Below are 24,909 nucleotides of genomic sequence, written 5' to 3'. Positions count from 1 at the left end.
AATCTATATGTTCTTAACCGCTTCGAATCTGGTTCACTATTTAATTGAGCGGGACACGGTCGATATAAACAGCCTCATGGACGGTCAGTTTATGGTGATAGAGGCTGGACGGCGCAATCGCAATTTTAAGGTCTTCCAAAAGGCCGACCTAGGTTTGTTTATTAAGCAAATTAAGGCGATTGATCCGATTGAGAATGCGACCTTACGACGGGAAGCTGAATGTTATCGTTTGGCGCAACAGTATGCTGATTGGTCTGCATTGATGCCACGTTTCGTCGATCACGATCCAGCGCGTCATTGTCTGACTATAGGTTTGCTCGATGCAGCCGAAAATCTAACGGAGTTTCACTGGCGCTTACAACAATTTCCGACGCCTACAGGCGAATTGTTGGGAGATGCCCTAGGCCGTTTTCATCAAATTACTAGTGACCAGCTCGTTGAGTCCGTTGCGCGCACTTTTTTCCCAAAACGCATTCCCTGGATTTTTGCATTTCATCGTGACAACAATCGAGTCAGTGAAGCGGTAATTTCGCTCGGGGAGATCGTTAGAAAAAATGAAAATTTGCATTTGAGTATGGATCGATTGCGTGATCAATGGCGATTTAGTGGCGTGATTCACGGCGACACTAAATGGGATAATTGTGTTGTCTATATGAACGCAAGCAATCAACAATGCCTAAAAATTGTTGATTGGGAGTTGGTCGATTTTGGTGATTGTGCTTGGGATTTTGGCGGTGTCTTGCATTCCTATCTGGCGCATTGGATTGCCATGATGCCGTTCGCTGAAACAACTAACAAAGAAGAATTAATACAAGGTTCGAACGTCATGCTGATGCAGATGCAGCCGGCGATGCAAGCATTTTGGGCAGCTTACTCCAAGACTTGTAATTTAAATGGATCAGCTCAACGAGATTTTCTCAAACGCGCTTTGGATTACGTCGCTGCGAGATTGTTGCAAACGGCATTTGAGTATTCTTATTACGCTTCTCAAATTTCTGAACACGTATTGATGTTAGTGCACATTAGTCAAACCATATTAAATGATCCGAAAACGGCTGCGCAGGAATTATTTGGATTTGAAATGGAAAATGTTTAATGATCACCGCGACGATCATAGAGGAAGTTGAGCAGGTCTGTCGTGATCTGCAAATTTTCAATCAATCTGCCTATGCGTTTCGTGGGGAGGTAACACAACTTGAGGATCATAGCTCGGATATTCAAATCAGTTCTCCGCAAGCAGGTTTCACGAAACAGAGTGTGGACGATACGCTCGTGAATAGCTTACGGGATTTGTTTTACAACAAATGCTATGTCAGAGATTACGTACTTGATGTTGCTACTTTGGTCGAGCCAAATCATTTTTTAGTGGAATTGAGACGCGCGAATAATACTTTGGACACTTGGGATGAAGGCTGGAAAATTTATCAAATGGATCCCAATGGGCGAGTCTCAGTACAGAAGGCGGAACGTAGTCGTAGTGCCAATCCTGGCGAATTTACCAAACATCGTTATACGGGACAAGCATTAAAAATTGGTGACATCGTGAGCCTGCGGGTTTATCCAGGATCGAGCGATATGAGTGACAATTTTTATTTTGCTTTTGGTGCCACCTTAACGGATCAATTTGATGAATTTTCATTGTTACGATTTTATTTTAATGTCGCCTCAGAACATGCCGCTGATCTGCTTGCTTGCTTGAGTCGAGCTTTAAATTATTATGCCATTCCATACCGCTTTAAGACACTGTCCATGCCCCAATTGTACCGACGTGCCGATGGTGCTGTGCTATATGTGGCGCGCCGTTACTATCCTATTCTAGCGTCCTTATTGAGTGAGTTAGCGCCAGACTTAATGCCTAAATTGAGAGCACAAGTTCCCATGTTTTGTAAAACGTTTTTACCTGGCATAGGTTTGGCGGAAGATCCTCGCAATGGAGAAAGTTTTGGCATGCACCGATGCCGCTTGATGGCTCTCGGCATATTGAATGCTTGGCGCGCAGATACGCAAACAGTCGAATCACGTCTTGCCGCAATACGCGATAGTTTTTCGTGCCAAGGCATTGATTTGGAAAGACCTTACTTGAACTCGCGTTCCTCAGAGTTGCAAATGCCGGATGTGCTGCTGGGGAGTGCAGTATGATGGATAGTTTGTGCATTCAGAAAAATCAGTCAAATAAAGGACATTTTCTCGAAGCTGCGGATAAGATAGGCCGAAAATTATGCCGCGATGCCGTCTGGAATGCTGGTCGTTGTACTTGGTTGGGCTGGTCGATTGAAACCGTAAACCATCAATGGGTGACGGTCTACCGATCTTTGCGTCATGACTTATATGGCGGAACTAGCGGTGTCGCTTTGTTTTTAGCAGAGCTCTACCAGTTCACGAAGGATAAACAGCAGCTGAAAGTAATTGATGGCGTACTCAAGCAAATTTTCTCGCATATCTCCGCGACATCTTCGTCTCAGAATTACGGTTTCTATGCGGGTCCTGCAGGTATAGCTTATAGCTTAGTGCGCATCGGTCACTTGTTGCAGCGAGAGGATTTTGTTATCCGTGGTTTGAATATGATGGAAGAACTCGCTGTCGTAGCGCCAAGCGATGCTCAACTGGATGTGATTAGCGGCAGTGCAGGCATGATTCCTGTTTGCTTGACTTTAGCGAAAACTTATCAGCGACCGAGGCTATTGGAGATGGCGGAGCGACACGGTACACATTTATTGCGGTGTGCGCAGCAAAGTGACACTGGTTGGTCTTGGGATACGATGAAAGTGCCTGGCCAACAGAACTTGACAGGGCATTCTCACGGTGCTGCAGGCATTGTGACTGCGTTTCTCGAATTAGCTGAGGCGACCGGCGATGTGGCTTTTCGACATGCTGCGATGGAAGGTTTGCGCTATGAGCGACATTTGTTTAATCCGGAAGTCTGCAATTGGCCCGATTTGCGCATTATGCCCAATACTAATCAAACTGCAAAAATGCCAGCTCAAAATTATTACATGGGTTGGTGTCATGGTGCTCCAGGGATAGGTTTGTCAAGGCTAAGAAATGTTCAATTGCTGCCTGATTGTGTAGAAATTAGCGAAGACCTAGAAGCCGCCTTAAAATCAACTGTGGCGTCATTTACCGAAAATTGGACGGCAAGCGATTGGAACTATTCTTTGTGTCATGGTGCGGCGGGCAACGCTGAGTTACTGATATTAGCTGGACAGCGCTTTCAGCGCCAACCACTTATCGACATTGCGGAAAAAATTGGTCAGTATGGTATTGATACTTACGCCAAACTAGGTGTGCCTTGGCCGTGTGGCAATGGCGGCGCTGGTGAAACGCCAAATTTGATGTTGGGTACAGCTGGCATTGGTCATTTTTATTTGCGTTTGTATGACAGTGCCGCCGTCCAACCGATTTTGATTATCATGCCTCAGTAGCGGAAAACGCCCCATTAAATGTCTAATGAATTTCGTTGGCTAGCCCCTAGCGCTTGATGTTCATGAGATAGAAGTGTTCCCTGGTGGCGGGAGCAGACGCTGTGATGGCGAGGCTATCAATATGAATCAATGAAATTTAAACTGTTGTATTTGCTTCCTTAATTATTTATTTTTTGATATACCTTGAGGCCTGCAATAGCTAAGGTGACTTAGTTTTTATCTGCGAAAAACTACTGAACTGTTCCTGATTCGCCGAATCGTCGTGTCTGGATTACACAATCCGAGTTAGAATAAACCTTGCGTCGTATTAACTCGGCTTTTGTATTGAATGTCCTCATGTCCGCATCAACAGACAATGTCACCAACACGAAACAATTATTGCATTATCAACTAGGCGAAAGCCTGGGTGAGGGGGGCTTTGGTCAGGTATTTCGTGCATGGGATACCAAATTGCATCGTCAGGTCGCTATTAAATATCTGAAGAACGTTGCTGCTGGTGTTGATCTGGTAAAAGAAGCTCGCTTGGCTGCCTCATTACAGCATCCAGCTTTTGTAAAAGTGCACGCCCTGGAACAGGCAGAAAATTGCCAAGCCATCGTTATGGAGTTGGTGCCTGGCAGAACTTTACGTCAATTGATGGAGATGCAGCCTCCAGGAATTCCAGAAATATTGGATATCGTCCGACAAATCGCGCAAGCAATGCAGGAGGCGCATAGCGCCGGTTTAATTCACGGCGATCTTAAACCTTCAAACCTGATGCAAGAACCTGGCGGTGTGGTACGTATTTTGGATTTTGGTTTGGCAACTCAAGCCGATAGAGATGCAACTACCTCTCTGGTGCAGTCCGATCCTCAGGGAACGATTGCTTACATGGCACCGGAAATTTTAACCGGTTCGTCATTGCGTCCAAGTGCAGATATTTATGCCTTGGGAGTGATTTTCTATGAATTATTGACGGGTGGGCGGCCATTTTCTCATTTGTCTGGTTTGGCACTGGCCGCGGCCTTAATGCAGTCAAATTCTGATCAGTGGCCCTGGCCCGATCATTTGCCTTTTTCATTGCGTCAATTGGTGCGCGTTATGACTGCCCGTCAAATGGATCAGCGTTTGAATAGTATGCAGGAAGTCGTGCTCCAGTGCGCACACTTAGCGGCGCTGGATCCGCCCTCGCTCAGTTCCATGTCGCTTGACTTGAAGTCGCTCAGATTAGCCGCCTTGCCTAATCCTGCGCCACGCGAAATAGATTGGCAGCAATTACGTAAGCCCTTACGACGCGGTTTGTTAGGATTTTGTTTGATCGCTGGACTGATGGGGCTTTGGTATTCTCAGCCCTATTGGCAGCAAATTGCCGTTAATCTCCAGCCCTATTCCGAGGCGCAAGAAATGCAGAAAGGTCTGCAGGCTTTAGAGTATTTTGACCAACAAGATATGATCGAACAAGCAGAGCAGCATTTCGCTCAAGTCTTATCTCGTTCGCCAGAAAATGCCGCAGCGATGGCAAGCATGTCACTCATTTATAGTTCTCGTTTTGCCAACAGCGGACAAGACATGGTTTGGCTACAAAAAGCAGAAGCCAGCGCACAGCAGTCCTTAAAATTTAATGATTTTCTCGCGCTAAGCCATATTGCAAATGCTAAAGTATTTTCGCTACGCGATCAGTATTCTCAAGCGCTAGCAGAATTGGAGCGAGGACTGGCGCTGGATCCAAATAGCCATTTGGCTTGGAGCTTGAAAGTAGACGTGCTGATTCGTGCCAAGCGCTTGGACGAGGCCTTGCAATTAGCAGCGCAGGGCGCACAACGGTTTCCGCAAGAGCGACTGTTCCCGGGACAGATAGGCCAGATATATGCACTTCAAGGAAACTACAAAGATGCCATCGATGCCTACGCATTGAGTGTTAAGTTGAAACCTGATGCCAGCTTTGCGTATATAGGTTTGGCTCAGGTTTTCATGCGTCAGAATCGCGCCGATGATGCTGTCCAAACTTTACAGTCAGGATTGAAAGTGCGTCCCAGTGCCGAGTTGTCGGCCGCTGTTGGTAATGTTTTGTTTTCACGTGGCGACTATGTTGCTGCAGCGGCGGCATTTGAAAGTGCTGTGACTGCAGGAAAAGGCAATCCGAATGATGATCTTGGTTGGGCAAGGTTGGCTGATACTTTATCGTGGTTGCCCGGTCGAAGTGATGCCGCCAACAAGGCTTATGATAAGGCCCGTTCCCTATTGGTGCAGAGAATAAATCAATCGCCCAACAACGTCGATTTATTGTCGCGTTTGGCTTTGTACGCTGCCAAATTGGGTGATGCCGCTGAGAGCCTGGCAAAGTTGCAAAGAGCATTGACATTGGCGCCAGAAAATGCGGAAGTGCAATTTCGTGCGGCGGTTAGCTATGAAATTTTAGGTAAGCGCAAAGAGGCTTTACTTGCGCTGGCAAAAGCAAAAACTTTAGGATACTCAAATAAATTGATCGAAGCTGAGCCCGAGTTGTTAGCGCTCAGGCGCGATCCTAAATATCTGCAATCTTGAGCGTTATCGCCAAAGCAGACCGCATCAAAACCACATTGACCTATCGGCCAAGTTCGCAGCTGACAATCACATTAAATTCAACTTCGCTTGAACGGTTAAGCTAAGCAATCCAGCCCAGACCTTTCAGGTGACGACGTAAGGCTTCACTTGGCGTCTTTAATCGCGATGCACATTGCTCGACATGATTATTTGCTAGCTGTAATTGCTCGCGGATTTCGTCAATTGGGATTTGCTCTATGCGGCGGATTTGGCTATTGCTTTCTATGAGCTTATACATAGAAGGACGTGAGATACCCAGATCGTCAGCGGCATATTGTATGGTCCAACCGTGATTGTCCATCGCATTGACGATATCCTCTTCTGTCAAGTCGCGGATTTTTTTACGCTCTACTGGTGCTGCATCATTTTCCTTGCCAGTGTTATTCAGGCTGCTGATGCTGTTAGTATTGCCGCTAGTTGGTGCAGAACTTGTCATTGAAGCGAGCATGTCGGATGGTGCTGCATCGCGTGTTTGGCGTAGAGCTGCACTGACGCCCGCCGTCATTTTGGGACGCTCTATGATATTGGCGAGTACAGGAAATTCTCCTAGTTGTATCGATAATAGGGCGCGTTTAAATGCATTACCTAATTGACGGACATTGCCTGGCCACTCAAAGTTAAGCATATCGCTGATCAAGCTTGATGGGATTTGATTAATTTCAATATTCGCTAATTTATTGTCTTTGAAAAGATGCAGGATAAGTAGCCCTATGTCTTCTCTGCGGGCGCGCAAGGGGGGGATGCGGATAATAAAACTTTCCAGGCGACGCAATAGGGCGTGATTAAAAGTTTCATCATAAAGATCTTGGTCGGTTGCTGTGACCAAACGCGCATTTGAACGCGTATCGCGCGCGGCACCCAGTGGACGGTATTCCCCGTTTTCTAACACGCGCAATAACATAGGTTGTATTGCCGCAGGCGTATTGCCAATTTCATCTAGAAACAAAGTGGAGTTTTGCGCTTCGCTGAAAAAACCATCGCGTGTCGTTTGCGCGCCCGTATAAGCACCTCGTGTAGCGCCAAACAAATCAGCCGCAGCCAATGATTCATTCAAGGCGGCCATGTTGACTGATACCATCTTGTGCGCATTGCGTTTACTTAGATTGTGTATGCCTTGTGCCGCAACCTCTTTCCCCGTGCCTGTTTCGCCAAGTAATAAAACCGCATTGTCATTCGTGGCGGCGAGACGTATCAAATCGCGGGTTTGTATTGCACTGCTACCTACACCCAGGAAACCATCTACAGGATTGTTTTTTGGGAGGCATCGCATCCAGTGCAAACAGATAAAAACTGCACGCCCTAAGCCGAGTATGGCACCCGCTTCAATTTGTGCTGCGCTCAGAAAAGTCGGATTTTGTACTTCCTTACCATTGATCTCAACCACCATCCTGCTGTTTGGTGGGCAAATAGTGACGCCATCATTGGCGTCGCGCACAATTTTTACTGGGTCTCGCGAAATTCCGCCATGACCGATAGGCAATGCCTCGCCATTTAATGGCTGAAAAATAGGAGTGAAGCGACTCAACTCAATTGCCGCAGCTTCGGTACTTCCTATGTATTGATCACCGATTCGCGTCAAATCAGGATGCCAGGCAATGGTCAAACCTAAAAGGTGGCGGCTGTTCTGTGTGGTCAGCGCAACCGGAGAGGTAATGGTGTAATCAACTGTGCTCATTGGTGACCGTAGGTGTAATAAAACTGGTTATGGGTTTAAATTTTACACGTAAAAGAGAATTTTACATGTGCAGGTTTTTTGCTTCAGTTTATCGATCATTATCGCTCGAATCTTAGTATATATGAAAGGTATTTGTAGCATTTTTTGTCTTTGCAAAAAGCAGGCTACAAGTGAGTTTATATATCTCTGCTTTAGAAAATTTGCAGCCCTGCTGTACGCACACTTTGGCTAACTTATCTTTCGGCAAGGGTCACGCCATGCTAGGCAAATTTGTATGTAAAACACAACAGCGAGCTGACGGCCGTAGGTCGAAATTCTGATGATGCCAAGGGTAGTAATTCAAAGTGAGGTGAGCGCGGACATCAATCGGAGCGTGTAAAAAACTTGATTTTAATTGTATGAGGAAGATTGGCACGCGAATTGCTTTATCTGGATTGCGACACCTCTTTTCACTCTAATTTTTTTTGCAAGCAAGGGTCTTCATGGATACGCCAAATACACTTAGCTCTAGCTATATCAAGCACGTTGATGTCTTGGTACTTGGTGGCGGCCCTGCCGGCAGTTCTGCTAGTTTGAATTTGTTGAAGCGCGGCGATCTGAGTGTAATGATGGTCGAACGTGGAGACTATTCAGAAGCCAAGTTCGGTGAATCGATTTCTTCTGGCGTACGTTCGACTTTGGAATATTTGGGCATTTGGGACGACTTCGCAGCATCTCAGGATTTGAGCGCTTTTTATAGCAGTGTGGCATGGGGAAGCGATTTGCCCAAGCAGATTTCTTACATGTTCACCCCGAATGGCACAGGTTGGAATCTTGATAGATTGTGCTTTGAACGAATGTTGGCCGATCGATTTGTCGCATGTGGCGGAGAGTTATTGTGTGACAGTCAGGTGGTCACCTGTGTGCGCCAGAAGCAGCGCGGATGGGAAGTAGAAGTAAAGTCAAAAAATCAAGAAATACAAACCGTTTTTTGCAAATACATCATAGATGCCTCTGGTCGGCGCGGAGTTATGCGTACCAATTTGAATTTGGCGTTGAGTGTACATGATCGTTTGATCGGCGTCGGTTGCATAGGTGAACTAAGTACAAACTCAAAAGTAAAAATTGAAAATCAGGTAGAAGCTTGCGAATACGGTTGGTGGTATATCACTGCCATGTCCGATAATCGGGTTTCTGTGGTTTTGATGAGTGACCCCGATATCGTGAATAAGATGCAGGCATGCCATCTCGACGTTTGGCGTGCCCTGCTGTCGAAAATAACCAACCTCAATCCTTCAATACGGAGTGCAGTTTTCAGCGAAAAGCCCCGGTCTTTTCCTTGTTATTCATCGTATTTGAATGAAGCTGGTGGGAAAGATTGGGTTGCCGTTGGCGATGCTGTGGCGTCTTATGATCCAATCTCCTCTTCTGGTATTCCTCGCGCTCTGTCTAGTGGCATACATGGTGCATTTATTGCTGTTGATAGTCTATTTTCCAGAGGTGAGTTGCTGGCGACCTACGCTCAGGCGATAGAGCAGGATTTTAAACAATACCTACAAACACAGTGGCAATATTATCAACGAGAAACTCGCTGGCCAGAATCTGTTTTCTGGGCGAGACGAAGAGCAGTAATAGGAATTTCAAAAGAATCGACAGTACGCTTGACGCATTTTTATTCACAAAGAATTAACCGCATGCCGATACATTTGAAGGCGAGCGAGGAACAAGAGTTGTGGCTTTTGTGCGAGTCTGGCAAGACCTTAAAACAAGTAATTGCCGAATTTTCAGAGCAATATATACATTTGCCAGAATCGAAAATTATTTTGGGTTTGCAAGAACTGATCGAATCGGGTTATCTGGAAGTCTCTATAGAAGAGGAAGAAGATTGTGTGTTCTTTAATACCGATCGCCTTTACTTTAACTAAGTTCGACTTATTCAAGCTAACTTCACTTGAAGTTGTCTGAAGTTGCCCAACAACGAAACGCTAATTTACGATTTTTATGCAACACGATTAATTTCAAGCACGATGTAATAACAGTTGAGAGTTGCTAGACTTGTCTTGAGTGTAGGTTTTAGGTTTCCTATTCTCAGTTCTCCCCCAGAACTAGCGCTCCTTTTTAGCTGTTGGCATTGAAACCCAGTGTTGCAGCTTTTTATTCGGAAAGTGTCCTGTGGGCACACGCTAAGTACGCTACAAAGTGTAGTGCAACACGGTAAAATAGCGGGATGAATACAGAACTCGCTATTAATCTCCAAATTGCCCCAGAGGCAAATATTCTCAAACCAAATCCGGCAACTGCGTTTCCTCAGTTTGTGCATTTGCGTATGCACTCCGAATACTCGATAGTGGACGGCCTGGTACGCATAGACGATGTCGTTAAAGCCGCGGCTAAAGATAAGCAAGCAGCGCTAGCTCTGACCGATTTGGGTAACTTATTTGGCTTGGTTAAATTTTATAAAGCAACGCGCGGCAAAGGCGTCAAACCAGTGGCAGGCTGCGATGTCTGGATCACTAATGAGAACGACAGAGATAAACCATCACGCTTGTTATTGTTAGTCAAATCGCGTCATGGCTATCTGCGGCTATGTGAATTACTGGCAAGAGCTTGGATAGAAAACCAACATCGCGGTCGCGCTGAGATCAAATTTGAATGGCTGCAAGAACTGTTCGAAAACGATACAGAACAAGGCCTGATTGCGCTGTCTGGCGCGCATTTTGGTGATATTGGCATTGCTATTGATAATGGGAATTTGGATCTGGCAGAGCGCAATGCACAGCGTTGGGCAAGTATCTTCCCGAATCACTTCTATATCGAAATTCAAAGAGCCGGTCAGCCGAATATGGAGCCGCATGTCAAGCACGCGGTGAAGCTGGCACAGCGTCTGAGTTTGCCGGTGGTTGCCACGCATCCTATTCAATTTTTAAGCAAAGACGATTTTACGGCGCACGAAGCGCGTACCTGTATTGCCGAAGGCGAGATGCTGGCGAACGGTAGACGTGCGCGCAAATTCAATGATCAGCAATGTTTTAAGTCACGAGATGAGATGCTGGCTTTGTTTGCTGATATCCCCGGCGCCCTGGCCAATTCGGTGGAAATCGCTAAGCGTTGCAATTTGAAATTAGAACTCGGTAAGCCGAAGTTGCCAGATTTTCCAACGCCCGAAGGCATGACAATTAATGACTTCTTGGTGTTTGAAGCGAAGCGTGGTTTGGAATTCCGTTTAGAAAATCTGTTCCCAAATCCAGAAAAGCGCGAACAAAATCGTGAACGCTATGAGGCACGCCTGAAGTTTGAAACCGACACCATTATCAAAATGGGGTTCCCCGGCTACTTCCTGATTGTTGCGGACTTTATTCAATGGGCAAAAAATAACGGCGTGCCGGTAGGGCCAGGCCGTGGTTCTGGCGCAGGTTCCTTAGTTGCTTATGCACTCTTGATTACCGATCTCGATCCGCTGCAATACAATTTGCTGTTCGAACGTTTCTTGAATCCAGAACGCGTTTCCATGCCCGACTTTGATATCGATTTTTGTCAGGAAGGTCGTGATCGTGTGATTCAGTATGTGAAAGATCGTTACGGTAAAGAAGCGGTGTCGCAGATTGCCACCTTCGGTACCATGGCGGCCAAAGGTGCGATTCGTGACGTCGGTCGTGTGCTTGATTTTGGGTATATGTTTTGCGATGGCGTGTCGAAATTAATTCCCTTCAAACCGGGTAAGCAAGTCACGATAGCCGAAGCGATCGTCGAAGAACCTTTGCTGGCTGAACGTCAAGAAAACGAAGAAGAGGTTAAAACCTTGCTCGACTTGGCGCAACAAGTCGAAGGTATCACGCGTAACATCGGTATGCATGCCGGTGGCGTTTTGATTGCACCAGGTAAGCTGACCGACTTCTGTCCTTTGTATACTCAAGGTGGCGATTCGGGTGTGGTGTCGCAATACGATAAAGACGACGTCGAAGCCGTTGGTCTGGTGAAGTTCGACTTTTTGGGTTTGACCACGCTAACGATTTTGGATCGTGCCGTACGCTACATCAAAATGCTCGATCCAGCCATGGCAGATTTTGATTTATCCAAATTGCCGTTAGACGACAGAGCTTCATACGAGTTACTCACCAAAGCGAAAACTGTCGCCGTCTTCCAGCTAGAAAGTCGCGGCATGCAAGGCATGTTGAAAGACGCGCGTCCTGATCGCTTTGAAGACATTATTGCGCTGGTGGCTTTGTATCGCCCGGGTCCTATGGATTTGATTCCTGACTTCTGTAAGCGTAAGCACGGTGAAAAATTCGATTATCCTGATCCGCGGACTGAAGGCATTTTGTCTGAAACCTACGGCATCATGGTGTATCAGGAACAGGTTATGCAGATGGCGCAGGTGGTCGGTGGCTACTCACTTGGTGGCGCGGATTTGCTGCGGCGTGCGATGGGTAAAAAGAAAGCCGAAGAGATGGCCGAACATCGCCAAATTTTCCGCGATGGTGCGGCCAAAGATGGCTTGCCACAAGAAAAAGCCGACGAGATTTTCGACTTGATGGAAAAGTTCGCGGGCTATGGTTTTAATAAATCCCATGCTGCTGCATACGCTTTATTGTCGTATCACACCGCGTATCTGAAAGCCCATCATCCTGCCGCGTTTATGGCTGCCAATATGTCGCTGGCGATGGATGATACCGACAAGGTGAAAATCCTGGTCGAAGACGCGATTGATATCTGCAAGTTGAAAATGTTGGCTCCGGATATCAATCAATCCGACTATCGTTTTATGCCGGTGGGCGAAGCGGGCAAAAAGGCGACGCAAATTCGCTACGGCTTGGGTGCAGTTAAAGGCTCGGGACAAAATGCAATTGAGAGTATCGTTACTGCTCGTAATAATGGTGGCCCATTCACCGACTTATTTGATTTCTGTAAACGTGTTGATAAACGTCAGGTTAACCGTCGCACCATAGAATCTTTGATACGTGCTGGTGCAATGGATAGCTTAAAACAAGATAGAGCGGTGCTGTTGGCAACTGTGGATTTTGCTTTAACCGTGGCGGAGCAGGCGGAAGCCTCGGCGAATCAGGTTAGCTTATTCGGCGACGATGATGACATGATTCCGCCGCCAGAGTATGTGAAAGCTGAACATTGGTCTGATCGCCAACGTTTGCTGGAAGAAAAACAGGCACTTGGCTTCTATTTGTCTGGCCACTTATTTGACGCTTATGCACCCGAAGTACGGCAGTTTATTAAAACGACTTTGGCAAAGGTAGAACCTTCGCGTGACTTGCGTTTGATCGGGGGCGTGATTGCTGGATTGCGTACGCAAATGACGCAGCGTGGACGTTTGTTGATTGTGACATTGGATGATGGTACCGCTGTCGTCGAAGTCACGGTATACGGCGAATTGGCAGAAGAATTCAAAGGTATTTTTAAGGAGGATGAATTCCTCGCCGTGATGGGTAAGGTGTCGGAAGATAGATTCAACGGCGGCTTACGCATCACCGCTGAAAAAGTGATGGACATAGGCAGAGCACGTGTGCAATTTTCTCAGGGTTTGCGTGTGAAACTTGATGCCAAGGCAGATACCAAAAAACTCGCCGAGATCTTACAAGCGCATTTGAATAATGAAGGTTGTCCCGTATTGATCGACTATGCAAATGCAACTGCAGCAGCTGAATTATATTTGTCAGACGCTTGGCGCGTGAATCCCGACGATCAATTGCGAAAAAAACTCGGAGATTGGCTAAGCCCAGCGAACGTGAAGATAGAATATAACTGATATGTCCATGCCAAAAACCATCGCGAGTCCTGATTGGCGCCAGCAATTGCCAGCGCTAATTTTAAGTTACTTGCCGCTCAGCTTATTTTTTCAAGTGGGCTTAATGTATGCAGGATTGGCCTTGTTTTTATTAGCCTGGACTGTGTCCGGTGATTGGCAGAATAAGTTAGCTCGGTTTAGATCTTCGAGCTTGCTTTGGCCAGTCCTTGGCCTAAGTTTTGTTTCAGTACTGATCAGTCTCATTCATCCACATCCAGCTGGCGAATTCGCGGCCGCGTTCTCGCATTATCAGACGTATTGGTTTTTGTTTCCTATGTTGAGCGTAGGCAGTGGCGCGTGGCAACAAAAAGCCGTGCGCAATTTTTTCTTGGGTGCAGTGATCGCCGCTAGTTTGTTTTATTTGAATAGTCTGGGCGCGCTGCCTGACATTAAGCTGTTTAGAAGTTATGTTTTGTATGAAGGTAATAAGTCCATCTTATTGGGTTTGCTACTAGCGATAGCGGCGGCATGGATGTTGCACGAATGGCGCTTGCGTAAAAACTTCGCTGTGTGGCGTGCAATAAGCTTTGTGTACGTGCTGATTGCCCTGGTCGTATGCACCAAATCGCGTACGGCTAGTTTGTTGTTTGTAATCTTGTGTGGCTTGCTGGTGTTCCGGAATTTTAGTTTCCGCTGGTGGCAAATGGCCACAGTGGCAGGTCTCGTGTTCCTGGCGATTTTAGCAGTGTCGCGCGTTGCGCATTTACCTGCGCCGGTAACTTGCCTGGCGAAAGAAATGAACGATGTGTACAAGATGAGTGGCGCGCAAATTTTGCTTAATCGCGGTATCTGCACCGTGCATCAGGTACGTGACTTTGGTCAGGCTAAGCAGGTGACAGAAGACGGCATGCGCTTAGAACTGTATATGAATACCTGGCAAATGATCACGCTAAGCCCTTGGGCCGGGCACGGCATCGGTAATTGGCTACCTATGTATCAGCAAAAAGCCCAAGGACAAATCAGTGCAAAAATGACGACACCGCACAATGATTATTTGCTGTATTGGTTTGAACTTGGCATTACTGGTTTGCTGGCATTGCTAGCGATATGGGGAACGCAACTGCGGATCGCCCGTCAAATGGTCATCGGTGAACATCACGAACGTGCCATGCTGTTGGCGATGTTGACAGTAGGAATGATGTTCGCTGCCTGTTTTAACGCGATATTGCGCGACGGCGTGTTTGCTTTTGCGATGTTGATCTTGCTAGCAATACCCTTAGCAGGCATGGGTGATCATGCAGTGCACCGTACAACTAATTGAATAAAAATACATGGCTAAATTAAATACTCCGATTTTGAAGCGTCTATGGACTTCGGTGATTCAATATCGTGCCTATCTGACACTGACGGTGTTGACGATGTGTGGCACTGCATTGACCGAAGTTGCCTTGCCTTGGGGATTGGGGAAATTACTGGACCATGGGTTTAAGGGCGAGCAAATGGATTTTCCGCTGTGGTACGTGCCGGCAATCTTGATCGGCATCTTCGTCCTTCGCGGTGCCTGTACTTTCACCACCAGTTATTTAATGAGCCGCATTTCGGTGAACTTATTGAACGAATTAAGGGCGAAAGTTTTCGATAAATTGTTGCATGTGCCAGTCGGTTTTTATCATGCCGAATCGAGTGGGCGCATCATCAATACCATTATGTTTGAAGCGCAACAAATCGTCGAAATGGTGAAGGTATCGATCACGACTTTGTTCCGGGATTCACTGACGGTGGCTGTCTTGATGGGGTATCTGATTTGGTTGAATTGGAAGTTGACACTGGTGACCCTCATCCTGATTCCGGGGATGACCATTCTAGTGCGTGGCGTTAGCAAACGTCTGCGTAAGCTCAATCATCAGTCTTTAGAAGTCAGTGGCGAATTGACACAAGTGATAGAAGAAACGACGCGCGCCCATCAGGTGATACGTATTTTTGGCGGACAAGATTACGAGCAACAACGTTTTGAAGCCAAGAACAAAAAGCTAGGTAGCTATACGATGAAGAGTACGGTAGCAGTTTCATTTACTACGCCACTCACACAAATTCTGGCCTCACTGGCAGTTGCCATCGTCATCATGCTAGCTTTGGCGCAAGCACGTAAGGATGCCACCACGGTAGGCGATTTTGTGACCTTTATTACTGCCATGATGATGCTCTTGACGCCACTTAAACGCCTGGCGGATTTGAATGGCCCATTGCAACGAGGTATGGCCGCGGCCGAATCTGTGTACGGCATGGTCGATGCGATTCCTGAAGACGAGAGTGGTCAGGTAATTGCTGGACGAGCCATAGGACAATTGGAGTTTAAAAATCTAAATTTCACGTATCCGGGGCAAGAGCAGCCGGCTTTAACCGATATTAATTTGCAAGTGCAGGCTGGTGAAACGATAGCGCTGGTCGGCATGTCGGGTGGTGGCAAGACTTCCTTCGTTAATCTGGTTCCTCGATTTTATGAGCCTAGTAGCGGACAGATTTTGCTAGACCGTGTTGCACTCGCAGAGATCTCGCTGAAAAGTCTAAGGCAGCAAATAGCAATGGTCAGTCAGAATGTGATTTTGTTTGACGATACGGTAGCCGCCAATATCGCTTACGGAGATCCAACGCCAGACGCGACACGTATCTCATATGCAATTCAAGCCGCACATCTACAAGATGTGGTTAATGAAATGTCTGAGGGCAGCAATACCATGATCGGTGATAACGGCATGCGTTTGTCAGGTGGTCAGCGTCAACGTTTAGCGATTGCCCGCGCTATTTATAAGAACGCGCCGGTATTGATTTTGGATGAGGCGACATCGGCTTTAGATAGTGAATCCGAACGCGCGGTGCAGGCTGCTTTAGATGAGTTGATGCAAGGTCGCACCACTTTGGTTATCGCACATCGTTTGTCGACGATTGAACGCGCCAGCCGGATTGTGGTCTTAGTAGAAGGAAAGATCGTTGAGGTAGGCACGCATGCCGAATTATTGGCCAAAGAGGGTGCTTATGCGAATCTTTATCGCTTACAGTTTGCTGTATAAGTTTGCCGTCTAAGTTTGCTATATAAATTAGGGAGTTTGCATGTCTAAGTTGTCTGGTTCCTGGCTCATAGCTTTGTGTGTTGGTGCTGCTTTTACTGTACCTGCGAGCGCGGCGCCGTTCGAAAGTAATTTGGATAGTTCAAAGAATGTAGAGCAATTCAGTGTCACAAATATTGCTCAAGCCATGCAGCGCTTTACTCGTGTTGCGCACCCTATGGCCAGCAGTGAGCAGAAAAAGCTCGCTTTAGAGATTAAAGCGGGTTTAGTGAAGCAAGGCTGGGACACGCAGATTCAAAAATTTAAAACCAAAATCCCTAATTTGGCGCACGATAAGTTAGGTGGTAAAGATAAAAATGCGGCACCGGTGAAAGAAGTCGAGGGCGAGAATATCATTGCGGTTTCTAAAGGCAGTGAGCGTTGCATGTTGTTGATAGGCGGGCATTACGACACGAAGATTTTTAAGGACTTCAAATTTGTTGGCGCCAATGATGGAGGGTCTTCTACTGCCGCGATGCAGGAGTTAGCACGGGTAATTAGCCAAATTCGTAGACAGGAATCGGGTATGAAAGCCGCCATGCCTGAGACGGGACGTTTTCTTGATTGCAGTATCGGGCTCGCTTTCTTTGACGGCGAAGAAGCGACGCTGCCTGAATGGAGCGACGGTGATCGTTTGTTAGGCATACAGGATAATATTCACGGCTCACGGGCATTTGCTGCGACATTAGAACGCAAGTTTGATGGGATTAGTTATCAGGGTTTGCCAGTGAAAGCGGTGTTGGTGCTTGATATGATAGGACACAAGAATCAAAATCTGTTCATCACCAATGGTTCTCATCCACAATTGGCGCAGAAATTTTTAACACAAAAAACGCTGACTAAAATCGCCGTGGCTAATGTGGCGATAGAAGATGATCATTTACCATTCGCTCAGCTTGGACTGCCTTTTCTGCACATCATAGACTGGACGAATTTGTCAGAGTGGCATACGCCTAAAGATACTTTGGACATCATTTCGAATAAAAACATTGCTGATTTTGGCGATATGTTGGTGCGATTTTTAAAACAGAAACGTTGATGAGCAGGTGCCAGTCGATCATTTCGACGACTATCTGCTGGGATTGAGAATACGATTAATTTCACCGTTTTTCTTACCACGAGCAAGGGCGATGTTGATCCGTTTTATCAAGTCGCCATATTTATGTAAGCTCACGGCAAAATGTAGTTCATCGATACGCAGAGGTTTGCTTAGTACCGTGAACTCCGATTCAGATGTGTCCAATACATGTGAACGATCGACGTTTTGCATATGATGTAGTAGCGCTTCGACCTCAATTGAATTAGTCTGCCTAGCGCCAAACAGCATAGCGTCCATGCGTTTCATCGCTAGCTTTTTTAGACGCGCTACATGAGAGGCTGTATCTTCCTCCACAGTAAATACCTCATTCTTCTTTTGATCAAACTCGTCACCGTAACTGACGCCGCGCATCACTCCTATCGTTTTTCCTTTTAGGTCATCGATAGTCGCGAACGGAAAGACATTATTTTTACGCGTCACTATCCATACGTAGTTTGCGTAAATCGGCTCAGAAAAGCGCATTGTTTCTAAACGCTCGCTATTTTTCGAAAGGCCAAAGCCGAGGCCGTCACCATTTTTGACCTGACTCAGCAAGCGCGCCATGGGATAGTATTCAATCTTAAAGCTGACATTCGCTTCGCGTTCCAAAAATAGCAAGAGCTGGCGGATATCCTCTTTAATCGGTATCACATCGCCTTTATCGTTGCGTAACTCGCGTATCAGCAAGCTGACTTTTTCAGGCATGATGGCGTGGCAATTGGGACTACCGCTGAACGTAAAAAAAATGAGACAAAATAAGGCAGACAGGCTTACGCACAGTTTCCCGCGGGTGCAGTGATAGATCTGTGAAAAAGTAATTTTGTACACAGTCGGCTGTCTACTTGAAATTGCCACTTACGCTGAGGGCGTATCCTGAGCTGATTTGATTTAACTGCCGGGCGAAACGTGTTTCTGTAAGAAAAGTATAGCGATGTTTGAAAAGAAGTCCAAAGTATTTACCGAGTAGCCTCAAATTAAAGCCAAATCAGAGTCAAAAAAAATCGTCATCGCAACCGAGGCTGAGATGACGAAAAAGGGAGGTTGAAACAATGCCTAGTTGCCAGAGCTGGACTTACACTAGTATTGAGACAAGGCTAGTTTGCTTTTCTTTCTGGCATTGGGCAATGACTTTGGGATAAACGGCAGTTTTTTCGGGCTGAACTGCAGGAAACTGGACGCGAATCTCATCTCGATTTTGTACAAACTAAGGTTTTAGCTCGCATCGCCAATAGAGCAACAATAAAGCAACAATAAAGCAACAATAAAGCAACATTAAATGCTGCGATGCGAGATCTCTAACTCGAGTGGCCGTAGGAAATTAAAAAGCTTGCCCGAAGATTGACTGAAAACGTTTTTGGTCTGAGGGCTTGGCCTTCAGATCTTTTAGCAAAGTGTGCTCCAACAATAAGTACTGTTCTAAACGCAGTCCCAAAGCGCTAAAGCTGGGCTGTAGATCAATTGCCGTTTTGCTTTGTACCAATTGCTGAAAAATGATGTCGAAATTCTTTCCGGTAAGCTGCTGTGCAATTCTTTGCAAATCGCTTAATTGATAGCTTTTTCCTGGCTTTGCAAATTCCGCGTAAACCGCTTGCATGAATTCTTGAATTCCGATTTTCTCATTGCTGGCACGTCGCAATTCTAAGTCTAAGGCCAGACCAGCAATGCTGCCGCCGCCATATACTAACAACCAGTTTTGATGTTTATTTTTTGCGGCATCCCTAACGCTATCTTGTATACCTTGAGCACGACGCGCCACCATTTGTCCGCGACTTAAATTTTCTAACCATTGCTGTAAGTAGTTTTTATCAATGAGTTTATTTCTGCTCATGGTCATGATAGTTAAATAGTCGGTGACGCCTTCTTTAAACCATTCTTCCTGATCAGAACTGGGTATCAAGGACAAACCATTCCAGAAATGCAGTAATTCGTGTGCGAGCACTCGACCCCAGATTGGGCGTGTTTGTAATTCCGCATCGCCGCGCAAGAATTGACTGAAGCTACTCGAAAAAGCACCGCCATCACCACTATCACCTTGGTTGATAATAATTAGGTAGCGAGGCGCCAATGGTTTGTTACCAAACAAGTCGAGATAAGTCTGTAATTGCTTGGTGAGTAGTTGTTTGAACATAGCGCGTTGTGGCCAGTAGCGCTTGCCTAGAACTAGCGATAATTGTAGCCCGCCAGCTTCAAATTGCTCTGCTTGAGCAGTCCCAAAAAATAGCGCATTGCTGAGTAATTCACGACGGGTGTGCGCGATAAATACGGGTTTGCTTGAGGTGCTTTCTTTCGTCAGATGTTCTAGTGCCGTGTTGGCGCGCCATCCTTCTGGGAGGCGGAATTCAACTTTGATGTCACCTGTCATTTTCTCTGAAGGCGCGAGAAACAGACTAAAACCAGTCAGCATTATTCCTTCTTCGGTGTGGTAAAGAACCTCTTCATTTCCCGCTGGCCAATTGAGCTTGTCGTGCTCTAAGCGTACTTCATAGCTGAGGTTGACCAATTGATTGCCTGCCAGTTCATAATCGCCTTCGCCTTTATTTTGCACAGGCAAGATTTGGCCTTTGCTGTCCCTTACCTGAATTTTTTCGATGAAGTCCGCCTGTCCATTCGGATAGCCGGGCATGGGATTGACGTTGAATAGACTGAGTTGATTTCCTTCAAGATAGAGCTGAGCTTCGACAAGTGCTTTGTTAGTATTCTTATCGATGCTGACCCGATAGAGATGCTTGATGTTTTCTTGTGCAAAACTGCTAGCAGTAGTGAGGGCGAGCAGCAATCCTAGCGTGATATTACGTAAGTTGATGCGACATAGATGACGGGCCATAAATTCCTCCTGACGATACGATATTTTGTGTTGGACTTATTGTGTCGGGCTTGCTGTTCTATCTCAAACGCAAGCCAGATTTCGGACTTTAATAGGCTTAAATAGTCTATGCCAAGCGCCGTGCGATAGGATGACAAAATCGGGGAATAGTCTGCATCGCCTAAATGGGCTAGCGGGTAGGAATCTTGCTGTAGCGAAATTTATTTGTAACTATCAATAATCTTTTGATAGCTGCCATTTGCGCGTATTTTTTTTAAGCCTTCGTTGAATTGATCGCGCAATGCCGCTTGGTTGAAAACAACGGCGTAGCTGGTTTTTGACTTAATCAAATCGTGATAGGTGAGTGGGACTGAGGTGTCGAATTCTTTACTCAATATGCTTTTATGATGTTCGAAAATGGTCTTGTCAATGATGATCAGTTGCACTCTATCGGCCCAAAACATTTTGTTTTGACTTAATTGATTAAATGCCTGATTGTAGTTTTTGGGAAAAATCCCGTTTGCGTCTGGGCGATATTCGGCTTCAAAATCGGGTCCCAAATTGCGCCAGCCATCTTGCCAGATAATGAAGCTGTAATTCTTCAGTTCGCTCATAGACTTGAGCTTGATATCGTGCTTTGCCTTGCTGATGACGGTGTTTTGAAAATCGAGATAGCGATCAGAAAAAAACAACTTGTCGTCACTGATTTCTTGTACCGTTGCTCCTGCATCGACTTCTTTTTCTCTAACGGATTTTATCAGGCGGATTTTTGGTATGGTGACGACTTTCACCGTATGTCCCGCATTGCTCATAATGAGTTTGACTAAATCGATTTCTATGCCGACATCTTGACCATTTTGCCGAAAACTAAATGGCGGCCGATCTCCCGCGAATGCGACAATAATCTCCGCTGCGTAGCTTGATTGCACTGGCACAGCACCTAGCAGCACCAAAGCACTAAGCAACAGACAATTAATGTGTCGCATTCTCATGTTTCTGCCGTTTTCGGTTTGAGAAAGAAGGGAAAGTGTATACCTTCATTTCTTTCTCCGCTGCCAGATAGGTGCACTGATTTATTCATTACAGCCTTATACTTTCCAGTATCGACTTACTCAGATAACTAGCGCTAAATCGTTTACTTCGCGGTGGCGATCCAACGATCAACTTGTGCTTCCAGGATAGGCATAGGTAAAGTGCCATCGCCGATTACGATTTCATGAAATTTTGCCAGACTAAATTTCTGACCTAAGGCTTTCTCTGCTCTTGCACGTAATTCTAAGATTTTACGTGCGCCGATTTTGTAGGCCAGTGCTTGTCCAGGCAAAACCATATAACGTTCTATTTGATTCTTCGCTCTGGCTTCACTATAGCCTAAATTCTTCTGCATGTAGCTAATTGCTTGTTCGCGCGTCCAGCCTTTGGCATGCATACCAGTATCGACAACCAAACGCACCGCGCGCAATAGTTCATCATTCAAGTGTCCAAAATAATATTCTGGATTGTCATACAGACCTAGTTCTTTGCCCAAAGTCTCGGAGTACAAAGCCCAGCCTTCAGTGAATGCTGCGCTGTTCAGATTTTCAGTATTAAATTTTCTGTATAAAGGCAGGTCGATTTCTTTTAAAAGCGCTGCATGCAAGTGATGTCCTGGCTGACCTTCGTGCAAGAATAAAGTCGCCATGCCAACCCGGCTGTATTTTTTAGGGTCATTTACTACTGGCCAAAAGATACCAGGCACTGAGCCATCTGCCGCCGGTGGTGTGTAGTGATCGGAGGCGGTGGCACGACTTAATTCGGGTTCCAACTGTAACTCTAATTTTCCTTTCGGTAGCAAGTTGAATAATTCAGGCAATTTTGCACGTACTTTTGTGTCGATTTGGCGATAAGCTTCTAGCACTTCGGCATCGGTCTTGAAGGATTTGAACTTATCTTGTGCCTCTACCCACTGTGGTAATTCAATCGCGGGTCCGGTATAGCCTAGGCGTGGTCCAAGTTCTGCCCATTGCTGTTGAATACGCGCTACTTCTTGCAAGCCCAAAGCATGAATTTGTTCTGGTTTTAAATCGGTGGTGGTGTGGTCTTTGATGCGCATCGCATACCAAGCAGCACCATTAGGTAAAGCACTATACCCAGTGCTATCACGTCCCGCTTTCAGGTAGTCAGTTTCTAAGAAGTGCAGTAGTTGGCTTAATGCTGGATTGAGCTTTGTTTGTATGGTTTGCTGATAGGCAGCAGTCAGTTTTTGTTTATCGTCAGCAGAAAATTGGGCCGGGAAATGCTTGATCGGCGTGTAGTAAATACTTTGTTCTGCGGTCTTCGCAACCAGTTGCCTAAATTGCGGCAACATAGTTTGAATGATCGATTTCGGATGTACGATGCCACGACGTATACCTTCTTGCATATTGGTTTTCGCTTGTGCTATCCAGACCGGTAAGAGTTCTAGACGTTTTAGATAGGCATAATATTGCGCCACGGTCGTCAATGGTTGGGCACCATCACCACTGGCAAAGTTCGCCAAAGTGCTGGGTACGTTATCCATCTGATTGATAGGCAACAGATGTTCAGGGAAGTGCTCAAAATGCAGTGCGCTGTCGAGTTCGAAAGCGAGCAGATCATAATTGAGCTGATCTTTTTCGGCTAAATGATTGCGTTTAATTTGCTTCAACTGTTTCTGCATTTTATGCATCAGCGCAAATTGTCTAGCGCGATTTTGTGGCGCGATATTGATGCCGAGTTGATCGTTGAAACGACCATCACCATTGATCGTGGCGAACTGCAAAGGATCAAATTTAACGCGGGCGCTATAAAACGCGTCGGCTAATTGTTCAAGTTGCTTTTTGCTCTTGATGACTTCTTGTACCTGTACCACATTTGCTGCCATGCTGACTGGTGCGAACATTACCGTACTGCTGAACAGAGCTGCGGTCAGACTGCTTAGTTGTAAATATTTTTTGAAAGACATAATCATATCCAGTTGAAGATGAAAAGAAATTGTTTTATACAAGTGCCATTTAATTGCAAAACGCGACGAGCCTAGAATACCGTAAATTGTAGTGGTATGGCATGAAAACCAGCCTTCGACTAGACATGGCACAACAGCTTGCTAGGTATTGCTAAGTGATATGGGGGCGTTAATAAGCCTGAATAGAAGTAAGTGTTGGTAAATAAGTGTTCCGCGCTGTAATGATTTGTAAAAAATCATGCCGCACAGTATTTCATGATTTAACTTTTAGTTATATCAACCACTGTATTGACGCGGGACTCATCATGCAAACTCAAACGCATCTCAAACTTGCTAAGGCATTTGCTCACTCGTGGCCGGACAAACTCGCTCGAGTATTTGCTACGATCTTGAGTGTTAGCGTGTGCAGTGCTTGCGGTGGCGGTAGCGATAGTACTGCGAGTGCAGCAAGGGCGGTCAACTCGCCGGTGACAAACTGTTCTGTCACGCAGTTAGAAACTGAGATGAATAATCAACTCGCTCAGCTCAGTACCGATACCGATTTCTCTTTTGCGGTGGAACGCGATGATGGACGGCGTTATATGTATCAACGTGGCAGTTCACGGATGCAAACTTTGTATGAATCGGCATCGACTTCGAAATTAGTTAGTGCGGTCATTATTTTACGTCTGGTGGAGCAAGGCTACTTGAAATTAGAAGACAAACCGCAAGATCGCATCAGCATTTGGCCGATAGCAACCGAATCAACCTTAGCGGCGATGAATCTGGCGAATCTGCTCAGCTTTACTTCTGGCTTGACCGAAGAACCCATGTGCATCAATACGGGATTCATGAATTTCGAATCCTGTGTGAACACGATTGCGAGTACAAATGCGAATAATCAAATCGTGCCTGGCACCGAATTTTATTACGCCAGCACACATCTACAAGTCGCAGGCTTAATGGCTATCAAAGCGCGCGGCGTCGCCTCTTGGCAAGACGTTTTTAGCGAATTTAAACAGCAGACCGGCTTGTTCAAAAATGCCAGTTACGATTTACCGTCATTGAACAATCCGCGTCTAGCCGGTGGCATGCATTGGAGCGGTGAAGAGTATTTAGATTTCTTATCAGCCTTGAAAAAAGGACGATTGTTAAACGCCGCATCGATGGCACAACTGCTGACCGATCGCACCGCCAATGCCAAACTGGTGTACTCGCCAGCGGCAGCTTTGGGTGAGGTTTGGCATTACGGTTTTGGCTCCTGGCATGAATGTCAAAGCAGTAGTTTTAACTGCACACCAGCGACGCGTATTTCCAGCCCCGGTGCGTATGGCGCTTATCCCTACTGGGATAGAAACAAGTCCTATGTTGGCATACTTGCGCGTCAGGGGGACTTAGGGACGTTCACCAAAGGTGTTGCGGTAGAGCGGGCAATACGGCCTAAGGTTGAGGCTTGGTTGACTTGTTCTGCTTGATTAAACTGTAACCGGATGTCGACTTAGGATGATCGGATTGACCTCTGGGACACAAATTTTGAATGTAAATTGCAAGTATCCATCAACGAATTTTTTGTTCTGTATTCAATATTCGATTTTCATATATTTATTG

The 24,909-nt window shown here is 46.0% G+C and carries 15 protein-coding genes; 10 read left to right on the top strand and 5 right to left on the bottom strand.

Features of this window, described 5'->3' with window-relative positions; all coding sequences use genetic code 11:
• Positions 1-7: 7 nt before the first annotated feature.
• The 4 genes from AC1RR2_RS04640 to AC1RR2_RS04625 all read left to right on the top strand — a co-directional run bounded on the left by AC1RR2_RS04640 (position 8) and on the right by AC1RR2_RS04625 (position 5,945).
• Positions 8-1,096, top strand: a complete 1,089-nt coding sequence (locus AC1RR2_RS04640; RefSeq protein WP_493221129.1) for a phosphotransferase — start codon at positions 8-10, stop codon at positions 1,094-1,096.
• Positions 1,096-2,139: a T3SS effector HopA1 family protein gene (locus AC1RR2_RS04635; protein WP_493221128.1), complete on the top strand. Its 1,044-nt coding sequence runs from the start codon at positions 1,096-1,098 to the stop codon at positions 2,137-2,139. Before AC1RR2_RS04640 ends, AC1RR2_RS04635 begins: the two co-directional genes overlap by 1 nt.
• On the top strand, positions 2,136-3,422 hold the full coding sequence (locus AC1RR2_RS04630; RefSeq protein ID WP_493221127.1) for a lanthionine synthetase LanC family protein: 1,287 nt from the start codon (positions 2,136-2,138) through the stop codon (positions 3,420-3,422). Before AC1RR2_RS04635 ends, AC1RR2_RS04630 begins: the two co-directional genes overlap by 4 nt.
• Positions 3,423-3,758: 336 nt before the next feature.
• On the top strand, positions 3,759-5,945 hold the full coding sequence (locus AC1RR2_RS04625) for a serine/threonine-protein kinase (RefSeq protein WP_493221126.1): 2,187 nt from the start codon (positions 3,759-3,761) through the stop codon (positions 5,943-5,945).
• A 100-nt stretch (positions 5,946-6,045) separates the two neighbouring features.
• Here AC1RR2_RS04625 and AC1RR2_RS04620 read toward each other — a convergent pair whose 3' ends face one another.
• On the bottom strand, positions 6,046-7,659 hold the full coding sequence (locus tag AC1RR2_RS04620; protein ID WP_493221125.1) for a sigma 54-interacting transcriptional regulator: 1,614 nt from the start codon (positions 7,657-7,659) through the stop codon (positions 6,046-6,048).
• A 482-nt stretch (positions 7,660-8,141) separates the two neighbouring features.
• On the opposite strand from AC1RR2_RS04620, the gene AC1RR2_RS04615 reads away from it, so the two are divergent.
• From AC1RR2_RS04615 to AC1RR2_RS04595, 5 genes are all read left to right on the top strand, one after another.
• Positions 8,142-9,563: an NAD(P)/FAD-dependent oxidoreductase gene (locus AC1RR2_RS04615; RefSeq protein ID WP_493221124.1), complete on the top strand. Its 1,422-nt coding sequence runs from the start codon at positions 8,142-8,144 to the stop codon at positions 9,561-9,563.
• A gap of 401 nt (positions 9,564-9,964) precedes the next feature.
• Positions 9,965-13,396: a DNA polymerase III subunit alpha gene (dnaE, locus tag AC1RR2_RS04610; RefSeq protein WP_493221240.1), complete on the top strand. Its 3,432-nt coding sequence runs from the start codon at positions 9,965-9,967 to the stop codon at positions 13,394-13,396.
• Between the two features lies 1 nt (position 13,397).
• Positions 13,398-14,696, top strand: a complete 1,299-nt coding sequence (locus tag AC1RR2_RS04605) for an O-antigen ligase family protein (protein ID WP_493221123.1) — start codon at positions 13,398-13,400, stop codon at positions 14,694-14,696.
• Positions 14,697-14,706: 10 nt separating this feature from the next.
• Positions 14,707-16,443: a lipid A export permease/ATP-binding protein MsbA gene (msbA, locus tag AC1RR2_RS04600; RefSeq protein ID WP_493221122.1), complete on the top strand. Its 1,737-nt coding sequence runs from the start codon at positions 14,707-14,709 to the stop codon at positions 16,441-16,443.
• Positions 16,444-16,483: 40 nt separating this feature from the next.
• Positions 16,484-17,518, top strand: a complete 1,035-nt coding sequence (locus AC1RR2_RS04595; RefSeq protein ID WP_493221121.1) for a M28 family peptidase — start codon at positions 16,484-16,486, stop codon at positions 17,516-17,518.
• Positions 17,519-17,548: 30 nt separating this feature from the next.
• Here AC1RR2_RS04595 and AC1RR2_RS04590 read toward each other — a convergent pair whose 3' ends face one another.
• From AC1RR2_RS04590 to AC1RR2_RS04575, 4 genes are all read right to left on the bottom strand, one after another.
• On the bottom strand, positions 17,549-18,262 hold the full coding sequence (locus AC1RR2_RS04590; RefSeq protein WP_493221120.1) for a substrate-binding periplasmic protein: 714 nt from the start codon (positions 18,260-18,262) through the stop codon (positions 17,549-17,551).
• Between the two features lie 613 nt (positions 18,263-18,875).
• Positions 18,876-20,381, bottom strand: coding sequence for a M61 family metallopeptidase (locus AC1RR2_RS04585; protein ID WP_493221119.1), 1,506 nt, complete (start codon positions 20,379-20,381; stop codon positions 18,876-18,878).
• A 200-nt stretch (positions 20,382-20,581) separates the two neighbouring features.
• A complete protein-coding gene (locus AC1RR2_RS04580; RefSeq protein WP_493221118.1) occupies positions 20,582-21,346 on the bottom strand; it encodes a substrate-binding periplasmic protein in 765 nt (254 codons plus the stop codon).
• A gap of 149 nt (positions 21,347-21,495) precedes the next feature.
• The gene (locus tag AC1RR2_RS04575) at positions 21,496-23,322 is read right to left on the bottom strand and encodes a DUF885 domain-containing protein (protein WP_493221117.1); all 1,827 of its coding nucleotides are present in this window, start codon (positions 23,320-23,322) and stop codon (positions 21,496-21,498) included.
• Positions 23,323-23,627: 305 nt separating this feature from the next.
• Here AC1RR2_RS04575 and AC1RR2_RS04570 point away from each other — a divergent pair, with 305 nt between their 5' ends.
• A complete protein-coding gene (locus AC1RR2_RS04570) occupies positions 23,628-24,776 on the top strand; it encodes a serine hydrolase (RefSeq protein WP_493221116.1) in 1,149 nt (382 codons plus the stop codon).
• The last annotated feature ends 133 nt before the right edge of the window (positions 24,777-24,909 follow it).

Source organism: Undibacterium sp. GW821-FHT11H02 (assembly GCF_058808015.1).
Note: the sequence above shows the minus strand (reverse complement) of the source record. Positions and strands in the feature narration are given on the sequence as shown.